The following is a 13,814-nucleotide window of genomic DNA, read 5'->3' on the forward strand; positions in this document are numbered from 1 at the left end:
GGAGCTTTCTCACCTTCGAACGAACTGGTAGCCGACCTTGGTCAGCTGCTCGGAGAGTTCCCAGAGTCGCCGCGCCGTAACCTCGTCGCGGGAGGCCGAGGTGGATCCGCTGCGGCCCGGATGCCCGCGCAGACCGCGTAAACCGGTGGGGCCGTAGTACCCTCCGGGTTCGACCTCGGCGGTGGCGGCGTAAAGCGTTGGGAGCGCGCCCATCTCGGCGCTCTGCGCGAACAGTTTGTTTCCGATCGCCAGGAAGGTGTCCTGGAAGGACTCGGTGTGCCCCTGCAGATCGGTGGCGGCGTAGCCGGGATGCGCGGCGAGTGAGAGCTTCGCCGAGCCGTTCGCGGTGAGCCGGCGCTGCAGCTCGTACGCGAACATCAGATCGGCCAGCTTGGACTGCCCGTAGGCGGCCCAGCGCTGATAGCCGCGGCGCTCCCAGTTCAGGTCGGTGAGATCGATGCGACCGAGGGCGTGCGCACCGCTGGACAGGGTCACCACGCGATCGCGGATCTTGTCCAGCAGCAGGCCGGTCAGCGCGAAGTGGCCGAGATAGTTTGTGCCGATCTGCATTTCGAAGCCGTCGGCGGTGCGACGCAGCGGCACCGCCATCACGCCGGCGTTGTTGACGAGCACGTCCGCGGACTCGATCGAGTCGGCGAAATCACGCACCGAGGCCAGATCGGCGAGGTCGAGCCGCCGGACCGTGGCGTTCGGGCCGATCCGATCGGCCACGCCGCGCGCCTTCACCTCGTTGCGGCAGGCCATGATCACCTGTGCGCCCGCCCCGGCGAGCGCTCGCGCGGTGACCGCGCCCAGTCCGCTGTTCGCGCCCGTGACGATGAACGTCCGGCCGCTCTGATCGGGGATGTTCGAGGTATCCCAATCGCTCACGGGTCGAGTCTAGAGGCGCTCGGGCCGCCCCGCCGGGTCTCGACCGGAAGCGCCGAGTGCCGGGAAATAGCCGATTCGGTCGCCCGCCCACCCCGCGTGCGGCGTGTCCGAATCCGCTTCGAATGCCCTGATCAGGGCACACGGTAGCGTCCGAAACCATGGACACGATCATATGGGCCGGTTTGCTGGCCACATTGGTTCTGATCTATCGACAGCGCTCCCGAGCGGTCGTCCTGGCGGCCTGGTGGGTCATGCTGATCGCCACCGCGCTGCTGCTGCGGCACCACATCACCAGCGGACTCGGATTGGGGCTGACATGGTGATCCCGCCGCCGCACGAAATCCCGCCCATGACCTCCGAGCCCCCCGCCTCGGCATCGCGCATGACCTCGCTCCCGCGCGCCCTGCCGCCGGAACCCTTTGCCCCCGAGGGCGGTAGCGGCCCGCTCGGACAGGTGCAGTACTGGCTCGCGGTCATCTTCGTGGTCGGCTGGACCGGCGTGGTCTGCGGCGGGCTCGGCGTGCAGTTCGGCAGCTGGGACTATCCGTGCCCGCTGTGCATGGTGCAGCGCAACTTCATGATCCTGGCCGCGCTCGGCGGCGCGTACATCGTGCGAAAGGGTATGAGCGGCAGGATCTCCCGGCGCGACTACATGACCGGCTGGGGCCTGTGCATCGTGGGCTGCTTCGGTGGCGGCTTCGCGGCGTGGCGCCAGACCATGCTGCACATCCTGCCCGGAGACCCCGGCTACGGCGGCGCGGTCCTGGGTCTGCACCTGTACGTGTGGGCGCTGGTGCTCTTCGTCGCGGCCGTCACCACCATCGGCGTCGTGCTGACCTTCGCCAACGAGACCGCGGCCGAAATCGTGCCGACCCGAGGGGTGTCGGCGCGACTCGGCAGGGCGGCCCTGTGGTTCTGCGGCATCGTCATCGTGATCAACCTGGTGTCGGTGTTCGCGCTGGCGGGCCTGCACTGGTACCTGCCCGACAATCCCTCCTGCTATCAGCTCTTCCACGACCTGGGCGTGATCGATGGGGAGTGTCCGATCCTCGAATGACTGAGATAGGGTTGCCTAACCTTTGTTTACGCCACCCTTACCGCTAGAGGCCAGAGCTGTGACATCGACACCAACCGCCGCCACGGACCATCGCGACGGCTTCGTCCCCTTTCCCGCCGACCTCGCCGAGCAGTACCGGCGGAACGGCTACTGGGCCGGCCGCCCGCTCGGCGACCTGCTCGGCGACGCCGCCCGGCAGTGGCCCGATCGACCGGCCCTGCTGGGCGAGCCGGACCGCCCGCGACCGGAGCTGATTCCGGCTCCGGCCGAGCCGAATGCGGCTCCCGCCGTCACCTACGCCGAACTCGACGCCGCGGCGGACCGGATGGCGCACGGGTTCCTGGCGCTCGGCATTGCGCCGGGTGACCGGGTGGTCGTGCAGCTGCCCAACGTGCCCGAATTCGTGCCCGTGCTCTTCGGGCTGCTGCGCGCGGGGATCATCCCGGTGCTGACCCTGCCCGCGCACCGGCGAGCCGAGATCGATCACCTGAGCCGGCTCTCCGGCGCGGTCGCGTACGTGATCGCGGACCGGTTCGGCGATTTCGACTATCGCACCCTGGCCACCGAGGTCACCGCCACCGCACCGACCCTGCGGCACGTGCTCGTGCTCGGCGATCCCGGCGCCTTCACCGCGCTGAACTCGATTCCCGCCGACGGTGATTCGCTGCCCGAGATCGACGCGTCGGACATCGCGCTCATGCTGGTCTCGGGCGGCACCACCGGCCTGCCCAAGCTCATCGCCCGCACCCACGACGACTACACGTACAACGCGAAGGAAAGCGCGCGGGTGTGCGAGCTCACCCCCGAGGACGTGTATCTCGCGACACTGCCTGTCGCGCACAACTTCCCGCTCGCCTGCCCCGGCGTACTCGGCACCGTGGCGACCGGCGGCGCGATGGCCTTCCTGAGCGATCCCAGCCCCGAGAGCGCCTTCGCCGCCGTCGAACGGCATCGGGTCACGGTCACCGCCGTGGTGCCGCCGCTGGCGCAACTGTGGTGCGTCGCAACCGAATGGGAGGAGGCGGACCTGTCCTCGCTGCGGCTGCTGCAGGTCGGCGGCGCGCGACTGGCCGAGGTCAATGCCCGCGAGGTCGTGCCCGCGCTCGGCGTGCGCCTGCAGCAGGTGTTCGGCATGGCGGAGGGCCTGCTCAACTACACCCGCGCCGAGGACTCCGACGATCTCGTGTGCACCACCCAGGGCCGCCCGCTCTCCCCCGCCGACGAGGTCCGCGTGGTCGACGGCGACGGCGAGGAGGTCGCGGACGGCGAGGAAGGCGAGCTGCTCACACGCGGGCCGTACACGCTGCGCGGCTACTACCGTGCCCCCGAACACAATTCCCGCAGCTTCACCCCGGACGGCTTCTATCGCAGCGGAGATCTGGTGCGCCGGTTGCCGAGCGGGCATCTGATGGTCTCGGGCCGCATCAAGGACGTCATCAATCGCGGCGGCGAGAACATCTCCTGCGACGAGCTCGAGGAGCACCTGCTGGCCTATCCGGTGGTCCGGCACGCCGCTGCCGTCGGGATCCCCGACGCGACGCTCGGCGAGAAGGTCTGCGCCTTCCTGGTGGTGGACGGCGACATGCCGACGCTGGCCGAGATCAAGACGTTCCTGACCGAGCGCGGTCTGGCCACCTACAAGCTGCCGGACGTGCTGCGCCAGGCCGACGCGCTGCCGGTGACGGCCGTGGGCAAGATCGACAAGAAGGCGCTCGCCGCGCGCGGCTGACCCCCGACTCGCGGGCGCTCGCACCGAATTCCGATACCCGATCCGGGGGTATCGGTATCCCACGCGAGCGCCCGCGCCCGCGTCATCCGACCACAGATCCAGGCCTCGCGCATGTCGAGTACGGCTGAGCGGACCCGCTGCGGCACTGTGTATTTCCTCACCGCGGTTCGGGGGGCACAGCACCGGCGCGCATCATAGAGTTCTTCTATGGGTGGGTGGAGTACAGCGGATATCCCTGACCAGAGCGGGCGGACGTTCATCGTCACCGGCGCCACCAGCGGGCTGGGCGCGGCCACCGCACGCGCCCTGGCCGCGTCCGGGGCACACGTGATCATGGCCTGCCGCAACGAGATCAAGGCGCAGGCGGTCGCCAAGACCATCGCGGGGCAGGTGCAGATCCGACCCCTGGATCTGGCCGATCTGGCCTCGGTGCGGGCCTTCGCCGACATGGTGGAGGGCGCCGATGTCCTGATCAACAACGCCGGGGTGATGGCGGTGCCCAAGGGCGCCACCATCGACGGCTTCGAAACCCAGATCGGCACCAACTATCTCGGCCACTTCGCGCTGACCGCGCTGCTGCTGGACCGGATCTCCGATCGCGTGGTGAACCTGTCCAGCCTCACGCACCTGATCGGCCGCATCGATCTGGACGACCTGAACTGGGAACACCGCTCCTACTCGCGATTCGGCGCGTACGCGCAGTCCAAGCTCGCCATGCTGCAGTTCACCTTCGAGCTGCAGCGGCGGCTGCTGGCCGCGGGCTCGCCGAAGCTGGCGCTCGCCGCGCATCCCGGGTACGCGGCCACCGAGATCTCCTCCGAGACCCAGAACCTGCTCGAGCAGATCGTCGGGCTCGGCAATCGGCTGATCGCGCAGAGCGCGGAGATGGGTGCGCTGCCGACCCTGTACGCCGCCACCGCCGAGGTCGAGCCCGGCGCCTATTACGGGCCGCGATGGCTGGACTGGCGCGGACATCCGACCCGGGTCGGCTCCAACGACGCGTCCAAGGACGAGAAGACCGCGCAGTTGCTGTGGGAACTCGCCGAACGCCTCACCGGCACCGAATTCCCGGTGCACGCTCGATGAGTCGGGCCCGGACGGGATCGGCCGCCGCCGCGCATCCGGTCTCCGGACGGGTGATCGAGCCACGCCATCGACCCGAGCCGGGTTCCAGCGTGACGTCCGGCCGGTGACGCAGGTCGAGCCGGGATCCGCCACTTGCGAATTCCGGCTCGTGCCAAGGTCGTTCGGTTCAGCAGAGGCCGCACCGGATGTGCGAGCAGATCAGGCGCGCACCACGTACGGCGCGACGCTGCCGAGCTTCTCGCAGGTCTCCTCGAATTCGCGTTCGGGCCGCGACTGCCCGACCACGCCCGCGCCGGCGCGCAGCCACGCGCCCTCACCGGTCTGATAGAGCGCACGCAGCACCAGGGTGGCCTCCATCGCGCCGTCCGGCGAGACCGTCACGACCGCACCGGAATACAGTCCGCGCGGATCGTGATCGAGACGGAACACCGCGTCGACGCCGGCGGCCTTCGGGATGCCCGAGGCGGTGACCGACGGGAACAGCATCTCCAGCGCGTCCCAGGGGCTGCGGTCGGCGGCCAGGCGGCCCTTCACGGTGGAGGCGAGGTGCTGCACGCTGCCGCGCTCGCGCACCGCCATGAAATCCGAGACCGCGGTGGTGTCCGGTTCGGCGACCGCGGCGATCTCCGAGAAGGACGTCTGCACCGAAATGGCGTGCTCCACGATCTCTTTCGGATCGCTGACCAGATCGATGCGGGCGGCCGCGTCGACCTCGGCGCCGCGCCCGAAGGCCCGGGTGCCCGCGAGCGGCTCGGTGGTCACCACCCGATCGTGGTCCACCGAGGCCACCAGCTCCGGGCTGAAGCCCGCGGCCTCGAGCCCGCCCAGGCGCAGGACGAACGAGCGCGCGGGGGTGTTGTTCACCCGGCCCAGCCGGTAGCTGGCCGGAATGTTCACGGGGAAGGGAAGATTCACCTTCCGCGACAGAATCACCTTCTGGTATTTCCCGCTGTGGATCTCCGCGACGCCGGTCGCGACGCGATCCTGATAGCCGGTCGGATCCACGCTCACGTCCACCGGATGCGCCTGCGGCAGCGGTGCGCCCTGCGAGTCCGCGATGAGCTGGTGGATGTCCCCGGTCTCCGCGGGGGTCGCGCCCGATACCCGCACACCGGTCTCGTCGATGCGCACCTCGATGCGGGGAATCATCAAGTGCGCCAGCGTGGCTCGCGGGTGCACGTGCGCGGTCGCACCCAGCGACCAGGCACAGAACTCGAATCCGATCCAGCCGTAGGCATTGCGACCGGCCAGCGGCAGTTCCGCGAGCGCCCTGTCGACGGCCTGGGCGGGGCTGCCCGTCCACGGCCCGGTGCTGGTGCGCCCGTCCCAGTTCACCCGCAGCTGGTCCGCGTCCAGTTCCACGCCGCCGATCGAGTCCGCGGCGAACACCCATTCGCCGGGCTTCTCGTACACCACGTACTCACCGAAACGATCAGCCGCCGCGAGCGCGGACATCGCCGCGACCGGATCGGTGACGTGTTCGCCCCACTGCTGCTCACCCGCGAGCCGTACCCGTTCGTCCGTGACCGACACCAGTCCTCCAAGGTTATGCTTACCTTACCTAGGTGGTGAGGTTAGCATTACCTTTCTTCAATAGGTGAAGAAGAATGGAGGCCTACGTCACCACTCCCGCCCACCGCCACACCGATTCGCACGGCTACCCAGCGAGTTCCGCCAACCAGCCGACAGGTTTTCGGCTTGAATGGGATTTGCTACAGCGCTCAGGCGGAGGGACACGGCCATGCTCGATCACGACAGTCGGCTGCCGGAAGCTGCCACTCCGCCGGGCTCCATCGTGGCCCTCGTCGAAGCCGCCGGACGGGTCGAACGCGAACTCGTCGGCAACTGGCTCGCCGAGGGCGGCATCGCCCAGGAATTCGGGACCACCGCCCCCGTCACCCAGATGGATCTGGATCCCGAGGCCGTCGCGCACCGACTGGTAGGACGCAGCGACGATCCGCTGGTGGTCCCGGTCCGGGTGCTGTGGCTGCCGCCCGAGCGGGACGGCGTGCGCCGCACCACCTTCTCCGACCTGCTGACCCTGTCCAACCCGCGCAAGCCGAACCGACTCATGCAGCGCAGGCTGATCGCCAAGGCCCCGGACCGGCACCTCGTGCTCACCGGGCAGCCCGCGCGCCTGAGCGAGTTGCGGGCCAACAACCCTGGCGCGGCCGGAGCGCCCGAGGCCTTCGCCCGGGCCATCGTGCGCGCGGGCATCGTCGCCCTCGAACGCGCCGAACGCGCCGTCATCGGCGATCGCTACAAGGTGCCGCGACTGGTCATCGAGGAGATCCTGGACTCCCCCGAATTCCTGCGACGGCTCGACGTCATCGCCGCCGACACCGGAACCGCCTCGCGCGAGGTGCATCGGCGCGCGGAGAAGGGGCTGCGCGAACTCGTCGCCGCGCAGAGCCGACTGGTGTCGGATCTGTTCACCCAGGCCATGCGGCCGGTGCACGCCTCCACCTGGAAGGTCGACTCCGACGAGACCGGGCTGGATCGGCTGCGTGCGCTGAACCGCCGCTATCCACTGGTGTTCCTGCCTTCGCACCGGTCCTATGTGGACGCGTTCGTGCTCGGAGACATTCTCGCGCACAACGACTTTCCGCCGAACCATGTCGTCGGCGGCGCGAACCTGAGCTTCTGGCCGCTCGGACCGATCGCCCGGCGCACCGGAACCGTCTTCATCCGAAGGAGTTTCGGCGAGGACGAGGTGTACAAGGCTGTCGTCGAGGAGTACTTCGCCTACCTGCTGGCCAAGCGCTTCAACCTGGAGTGGTACTTCGAGGGCGGGCGCACCCGCACCGGCAAACTGCGGCCCCCGCGCTACGGTCTGCTCAACTATCTTGCCGCGGCACTGCGTTCGTCCCGTATCGACGACGTCATGCTGGTGCCGGTCTCGATCACCTACGAGCGGCTCAACGAGATCGGCGCGATCGCGGACGAGCAGACCGGCGGCAGCAAACAGGCCGAGGGACTGGCCTGGCTCGCCAGATACGTGCGCAACCAGCAGCATTCGGCCGGGCACGTGTACGTCCGCTTCGGCGAACCGCTCTCGGCGCGGGATCGCCTCGCCGTGCACGGCGACCCGCTGGGTCGGTACGCCGCCGCCGAAAGCGTTGCGAGCCCGCAGATCATCGCCGTGGCGGACGAGGGACCCAGCGCCGCGCCGGATCGCGAGGAGCTCGAACACCGTGCGGTACAACAGCTCGCGTTCGAAGTGGCGGTCGGCATCAACGCCGTCACGCCCATCACCGTGAACGCCCTCACCACCCTGGTACTGCTCGGTGTGCACGAACGCGCCCTCACCCGCATCGAACTGCACACCGCCATCGACCCGGTGCTCGCCTACATCGAGGGCCGCGACCTGCCGAGCGGCGAACTCGCCACGCTGCGTGACGATCACGGCCTCGCGGTCGTGCTGGAGCAGCTCGCCATCGCCAAGGTCGTCACCGTCTACCGGGGCGGCATGGAGGCGGTCTACTCGATCGGCGCGGGCGCGCACCTGGAGGCGGCCTTCTACCGCAACAGCGCCGTGCACTGGTTCGTCAATCGCGCCATTCTCGAGCTGGCCATCATGTCGGCGGTCGAAGCGCCCGAGGGCGATCAGCTGCGGGTGGGCTGGGAGGCCGCCTACCGGCTGCGGGATCTGCTCAAATTCGAATTCTTCTTCCCCGAGCGCGCCGAATTCACCAGTCAGCTCACCACCGAGATGCTGCTGGTGGACCCGGAGTGGCATCGACGCACCGCGGCCGGGACCGTCGGCTCGGAAATCCTGGCCAAGCTCGCCGAATCCGGTTTCATGATGGCGCACCGCGTATTGCGCTCCTTCTTCGAAGCGCAATTGGTGGTCGCCGAACGACTGGCCGCGCGCGATCCCGCCCAGGCCCTGGACAAGAAGGCGTTCCTCGAGGAATGTCTGCTGGTCGGCAAACAGATGCTGCTGCAACAGCGATTGCACAGTCCCGAATCGGTCTCCTCCGAATTGTTCGGCAGCGCACTCAAACTCGCCGACAATCACCACCTGCTCGGCGGCGACGATCCGGAAGACCTGCGCGCCCGCCGAATTCGCTTCGCCGAGGAACTGCGCGGCATCAGCGGTCGCATCTCGCGCGCCGCCACGCTGGACCCCTCCAACCGGCAGGACTCGCTATGACGCACCGGGCTTCGGGCGATCCGCACGGCGCGCTGGCCATCCATCCCCCCGCACCGGGTGGCGGCCTCGCCGACCTGCCCGCCGGCTCCCGGAGCCTCGACGACGCCGTCGCCGCCATCCGCTCCGGTCCGCGGGGGCCGGGGATCGCCGCGGTCTTCGACTTCGGCGGCACCGTGGTGGCCGGATTCGATCCGCCCCCACTGGTGCGCCGGATACTCGGGGGCGATCGGCGCGCGCTCACGGCCGCCATGCTCGGCAGCATTCGCGGCGCGCGCAGCGAGGGCGAATACGAGCGCTTCCTGCAGAACGCCATGCACAGCTGGGCCGGCGTACCGGAGCGCGAACTGGAGGAACTCGGCACGCGACTGTTCCGCAGCAGCGTGTACGGGCACCTGTATCCGGAGGCCTGGCGACTGGTGCGCGAGCACGAGAACGCCGGTCACACCCTGATTCTGGTCAGTTCGCTCACCCGGTATCAGGTGCAGCCGGTCGCCGACGAACTCGGCATCGGGGTCGTGCTGTGCACCAGCATGAGCGTGCAGGACGGCGTGCTCACCGGGCACGTGGACGGAAAGCCGCTGTGGCGCAACGGCAAGGCCGAGGCGGTGCGCCGATACTCCGGCGCCCACGGTCTCGATCTCACGCGCAGCTGGGTCTACGCCGACAGCGCGCCGGACCTACCGCTGCTGCAACTCGGCGGGCGGCCCACCGCCGTCAATCCGGATCCGCGCGTCGTTCTCGAAGCCGCCGAAAAGCAATGGCCGGTATTACATTTCCGGCCCCGGCAATCACCGCGTGCACTGGATTACGCGCGCACGCTATCGGGTGTCACCGCACTGGTGGGCGGGGCACTGTTCGGCGTCGCGGCGAAAGCGCACACGAAACAGCGGCGGCAGATGGCCGATTCGATGTTGACCCACGCGGCGGATTCCACGCTGCGCGGAACCGGTGTGCGAGTTCGGATATCGGGCATCGAGAATACCCGCGCGCCGCGGCCCGCCGTTTTTCTCTTCAACCATCAAAGTCAATTCGACATCGTGGTACTGGCCGAGGTGCTCGGCACCGGATTCACCGGAATAGCGAAGAAGGAAGTCACCCGCAATCCGATATTCGGACCGCTCATGCGATTGGTCGAGGTGACCTTCATCGATCGCGCCGATTCCACGGCCGCCAAGGCCGCGCTGGCCCCGGTCGTGGAGACATTGCGCGGCGGGCTCTCGATCGTCGTCGCGCCCGAGGGGACCCGCTCACTGACCCCTCGGATCGGACCGTTCAAGAAGGGCGCGTTCCACATCGCCACCCAGGCCGGGGCGCCGGTCATCCCGGTGGTGATCCGCAACGCGGGCGAAATCGCCTGGCGCAATTCGGCAATCGTGCGCAAAGGCGTCGTGGACGTGGCCGTGCTGGCGCCCATCGACGTCAGCGGCTGGGACCCCGCGCACATGGACGCGGACGTGGAACGCGTCCGGCAGCTGTTCGCGGACACGCTGCTGAACTGGCCGGAGCCGGAGACCGAGCCGCAACCGGGTTCGGACTCGGACTCGGGCTCGGACTAGACCTGGCGGCCGAACAGCAGCTTCCACGGCATCAGCGCCGACTCCAACTGCACCTTCAGGCTCATCTTGGACGCGCCGACGGTCCGCTCCTCGAAACGGATCGGCACCTCGGCGATCACGATGCCCTGCTTGACCGTCCGGTAGTTCATCTCCACCTGGAACGAGTAGCCGTTGCTCTTGATCGAGGCGACGTCGATGGCGCGCAGGGTATCGGCCTTCCACGCCTTGAAGCCCGCGGTCGCGTCCTTGACGCCCAAGCGAAGCAGCAGGTTCACGTAGAAGTTGGCCCAGGCCGAGAGCGCCTTGCGGTACCACTTCCACTCCTCGGCCGTGGAACCGCCGGGGACATACCGGGATCCGAGCACGACGCCCGCGTCGGTGGTCTCCAGCTTCTCCAGCATGGCCGGGATGACCTCGGCGGGATGGGACAGGTCCGCGTCCATCTGGATCACCACGTCCGCGCCCTCGTCCAGGGCGCGGGTGATGCCGGCGATGTAGGCGCGGCCCAGGCCGTCCTTCTCGGTGCGGTGCAGGACGCCCACCTGATTCGGCAGGTCGGCGGCCAGTTTGTCGGCCACCTCGCCCGTGCCGTCTGGGGAATTGTCGTCCACGACCAGCACGTGCAGGTCGGCCACCGGTAGCGCGGTCAGCCGTTCGACCGCCACCGGCAGGTTCTCCCGCTCGTTGTAGGTCGGCACCACCACGGTCACCTTCAAGGCTTGCCCTCCCGCTCGATTCTCGCCGGACGCGCGCATGGACCGGCGCACACCTCGTCGTTTCTGCTCACGAAACCGTACCTGGTCCGCGTCCGCGCGTCTCGAGCGCCCAGTAGAGAGGGCCCGGGGAAATCAGTCGTCGTCGTCCGCGCGCTTGTTCCGCTCGCGCGCGATCTCCAAAGCCCGTTCCGCGGTGGCCTTGTCGGGGTACGGACCCATCCGATTTCCCACCCAGCCCTGCTTGCCCTGCTCGGCCTGGTGCGTGTCCAGGTTGTAGTACCAGCCGTTTTCCTCAGCGTCAGACATGCTTCCAGCATCCCACCAAGATCACGAGCTGAAACCCCTAACACGCAAGAAGGCCGCACCCTGGGGGTGCGGCCTGCTCGGATAGTGTGGCCAGAGCCGGGATCGAACCGGCGACCTTCCGCTTTTCAGGCGGACGCTCGTACCAACTGAGCTACCTGGCCGAAGGCATCCGGAGACACCTGGTCTTGACTGTCTTGCGACCCTGACGGGACTCGAACCCGCGACCTCCGCCGTGACAGGGCGGCGCGCTAACCAACTGCGCCACAGGGCCTTGCTCTGCTCCTACAACGGCACTGGACCGATGTACCCCCTACGGGATTCGAACCCGCGCTACCGCCTTGAAAGGGCGGCGTCCTAGGCCGCTAGACGAAGGGGGCCCGCCGGATTTCTCCGGACCGTTATGCTCAACGGCTTCCGTTGGGAGCGGAGATAGCTTATGACAGCATCCGCTCGATTCCCAAATCTGCTGGTCAGACTCCCAAATTGAGGTCTTCCAGTCGGGCGGACACCCGCCAGCCCACGCGCCGGAACTCCTCCGTCCACTCCGGTGTCGAGGTGGCGTCCACGATCACCTCGAGTGCCTCGGTGAAGCGGGAGCGCAGATCGGTCGGACCACCCAGGACGTCGGTGATGTAGCGCTGGCCCGCCAGAGCGGCCGCCAAAGTCCGGGTGAAGCGGTCCGGATCGGCGTCCGGGCGAAGCTGTTTGTGCTCGGTGGCGCGCACCGCGAGCAGCCGGATCGACCGCCCGAGAATACGACCGCCGCCGGCCTGTATGTCGCGGTAGAACTCCGGTTCGATGATGAGCCGGAACTCCGCCTGGATGATTATGTCGTTCTCCAAACGCAGCGCGATCTCGTCGATCATGCCGTGCAGGATGTCCAACGGACCGAGATCACTTCTGGCAAGCCATCTTTCGGTCGATACGCGGTAACGGTCGACTGCCGCCTCCAGCACCGCGCGCGCCAGATCCTCCTTGGAGTCGAAGTGAAAGTACATCGCGCCCTTGGTGGCTCGCGATCCTTCCAATATGCGGTTGAGCGATGCAGCGGCATAGCCGCTCTTGCCGAACTCAACGGCGGCCGACCTGATGATCGCCGCGCGTGTCCGGCGGGCCCGCTCTTGCTGCCGTGCCATGCTCGAAACGCCTCCGAAGCTAGCTACCGCCGCGAACTGCCCCCGGATAGGAACAATCCCCGACGCAAAGTTACGTGTCTTTCAAATACTTTTGAACGGGCTTCTGCCCGAATTACCAAACTTTTGGTACGAAAAAGCGCGAAAAACTTGAAACACACCAACGGGTATAAGTTTTCCCGCCCAGGTGCGCCGCAGGGTTGCACATCCGGGCTTCACGTCTCTGGTCGCCTCCCGCAGCCTCAATGTGTTGTTGCCGCGATCGGCCAGACCGGTCGCGACACGTTCGGGCACATCAACGATAGGCCGAATCCCGTGCCGCCGGGGCAATCCCAGTTCCTCGGGAATTCACCAGTCGGTCAAGTTACCCGGAAAGCGCACCCCGCGTGAGGTGTACCGGAAAGTCAGTTAGCCAGCACGCCCCCTATCCATCGCCGCAATTGACCAGTTACCGCATGGGCGTTTGGTCCGAAAGGGCGAATTCGCCCATATCCCAGAGATGTTCGTCGCCGAGACCCCACCCGGACCGAACCGGCTCGCGGACACCGCGACGGCGTCGGACCGAAACCCCAGCCCCCGGCCAACTTTCATCCGCTCCCACCCCCCACACCAAAATGCTTGCCACACATCACCATTGGATGAGTTTCGCATCCGGAGCCCACGAAACAAATTGGCTGGCAACGCGTTTGCCGAACGTGCAGGATGCGGCAGATCAGCGGGCGCTTACCCAGCCCGGCGCGCGAGCGCACCCGGACATGACGAAACCCGGCCCCCGACCCCGTCGGCCCCTGCCCGGACCGTGCCACGGACCACAGGGTCCGCTCTCGCTCTCCGCGCGGTCTCACAGCCCCCACCGACCGGTCCGCACTCTCACCGGCTCATCGTCCTCCCGTCCCACCGCCGCCTCGCCCGGGACCCCCGCGATCGGCACGAGCAGTCAGCCGATAGGCACGACCGGTCAGCCGACCGGTCCGATATGCCCCACCCCCGCGTCCACCCACCCCGGCCGCGCCGGACCGGACAACCCCCCGAACCCTCCCGAATCGCCCGGCGCGTCCCCCGCCCGTCCGGGGTGACCTGCACAAATATCCGGCGCCCGAACACAATCGGATACTCATTTAACAGATGTGCGAACCGCACCGTAAACTCTCATCCCGCGCCCCTATAGCTCAGTTGGTAGAGCT

The 13,814-nt window shown here is 67.9% G+C and carries 11 protein-coding genes and 3 tRNA genes; 6 read left to right on the top strand and 8 right to left on the bottom strand.

Annotated elements, in window-relative coordinates; genetic code table 11:
- Positions 1–9 precede the first annotated feature (9 nt).
- Positions 10–891: an oxidoreductase gene (locus NJ1_RS35050; protein ID WP_067703722.1), complete on the bottom strand. Its 882-nt coding sequence runs from the start codon at positions 889–891 to the stop codon at positions 10–12.
- Positions 892–1,049: 158 nt separating this feature from the next.
- On the opposite strand from NJ1_RS35050, the gene NJ1_RS39910 reads away from it, so the two are divergent.
- The 4 genes from NJ1_RS39910 (at position 1,050) to NJ1_RS35065 (ending at position 4,763) form a co-directional block, all read left to right on the top strand.
- A complete protein-coding gene (locus tag NJ1_RS39910) occupies positions 1,050–1,214 on the top strand; it encodes a DUF5993 family protein (protein WP_169813243.1) in 165 nt (54 codons plus the stop codon).
- A 26-nt stretch (positions 1,215–1,240) separates the two neighbouring features.
- On the top strand, positions 1,241–1,948 hold the full coding sequence (locus NJ1_RS35055; RefSeq protein WP_218025311.1) for a disulfide bond formation protein B: 708 nt from the start codon (positions 1,241–1,243) through the stop codon (positions 1,946–1,948).
- A gap of 58 nt (positions 1,949–2,006) precedes the next feature.
- On the top strand, positions 2,007–3,677 hold the full coding sequence (locus tag NJ1_RS35060) for a (2,3-dihydroxybenzoyl)adenylate synthase (protein ID WP_067703724.1): 1,671 nt from the start codon (positions 2,007–2,009) through the stop codon (positions 3,675–3,677).
- A gap of 207 nt (positions 3,678–3,884) precedes the next feature.
- Positions 3,885–4,763, top strand: a complete 879-nt coding sequence (locus NJ1_RS35065) for an oxidoreductase (RefSeq protein ID WP_067703726.1) — start codon at positions 3,885–3,887, stop codon at positions 4,761–4,763.
- A 198-nt stretch (positions 4,764–4,961) separates the two neighbouring features.
- On the opposite strand, the gene NJ1_RS35070 is transcribed toward NJ1_RS35065, so the two are convergent.
- Positions 4,962–6,296, bottom strand: coding sequence for a salicylate synthase (locus NJ1_RS35070; RefSeq protein ID WP_067703729.1), 1,335 nt, complete (start codon positions 6,294–6,296; stop codon positions 4,962–4,964).
- Positions 6,297–6,504: 208 nt separating this feature from the next.
- On the opposite strand from NJ1_RS35070, the gene NJ1_RS35075 reads away from it, so the two are divergent.
- Both NJ1_RS35075 and NJ1_RS35080 read left to right on the top strand, forming a co-directional pair.
- The gene (locus NJ1_RS35075; RefSeq protein ID WP_067703732.1) at positions 6,505–8,919 is read left to right on the top strand and encodes a glycerol-3-phosphate 1-O-acyltransferase; all 2,415 of its coding nucleotides are present in this window, start codon (positions 6,505–6,507) and stop codon (positions 8,917–8,919) included.
- Complete coding sequence (locus NJ1_RS35080; RefSeq protein ID WP_157574530.1) at positions 8,916–10,475, top strand: HAD-IB family hydrolase; 1,560 nt, start codon at positions 8,916–8,918, stop codon at positions 10,473–10,475. The genes NJ1_RS35075 and NJ1_RS35080 overlap by 4 nt, the downstream gene beginning before the upstream one ends.
- Here the strand turns inward: NJ1_RS35080 and NJ1_RS35085 are convergent.
- The 6 genes from NJ1_RS35085 to NJ1_RS35105 all read right to left on the bottom strand — a co-directional run bounded on the left by NJ1_RS35085 (position 10,472) and on the right by NJ1_RS35105 (position 12,633).
- Positions 10,472–11,230: a polyprenol monophosphomannose synthase gene (locus NJ1_RS35085; protein WP_067703735.1), complete on the bottom strand. Its 759-nt coding sequence runs from the start codon at positions 11,228–11,230 to the stop codon at positions 10,472–10,474. The two genes, NJ1_RS35080 and NJ1_RS35085, sit on opposite strands and share 4 nt — an antisense overlap.
- A 93-nt stretch (positions 11,231–11,323) precedes the next feature.
- Complete coding sequence (locus NJ1_RS39915; RefSeq protein ID WP_169813244.1) at positions 11,324–11,497, bottom strand: hypothetical protein; 174 nt, start codon at positions 11,495–11,497, stop codon at positions 11,324–11,326.
- Between the two features lie 87 nt (positions 11,498–11,584).
- A tRNA-Phe gene (locus NJ1_RS35090) sits at positions 11,585–11,658 on the bottom strand.
- A gap of 36 nt (positions 11,659–11,694) precedes the next feature.
- Positions 11,695–11,768 (bottom strand) — tRNA-Asp (locus tag NJ1_RS35095).
- A gap of 33 nt (positions 11,769–11,801) precedes the next feature.
- Positions 11,802–11,874 (bottom strand) — tRNA-Glu (locus NJ1_RS35100).
- Between the two features lie 93 nt (positions 11,875–11,967).
- The gene (locus NJ1_RS35105) at positions 11,968–12,633 is read right to left on the bottom strand and encodes a TetR family transcriptional regulator (protein ID WP_067703737.1); all 666 of its coding nucleotides are present in this window, start codon (positions 12,631–12,633) and stop codon (positions 11,968–11,970) included.
- Between the last annotated feature and the right edge of the window lie 1,181 nt (positions 12,634–13,814).

It is taken from the genome of Nocardia jejuensis NBRC 103114 (assembly GCF_001613145.1).
GTDB classification, from domain to species: domain Bacteria; phylum Actinomycetota; class Actinomycetes; order Mycobacteriales; family Mycobacteriaceae; genus Nocardia; species Nocardia jejuensis.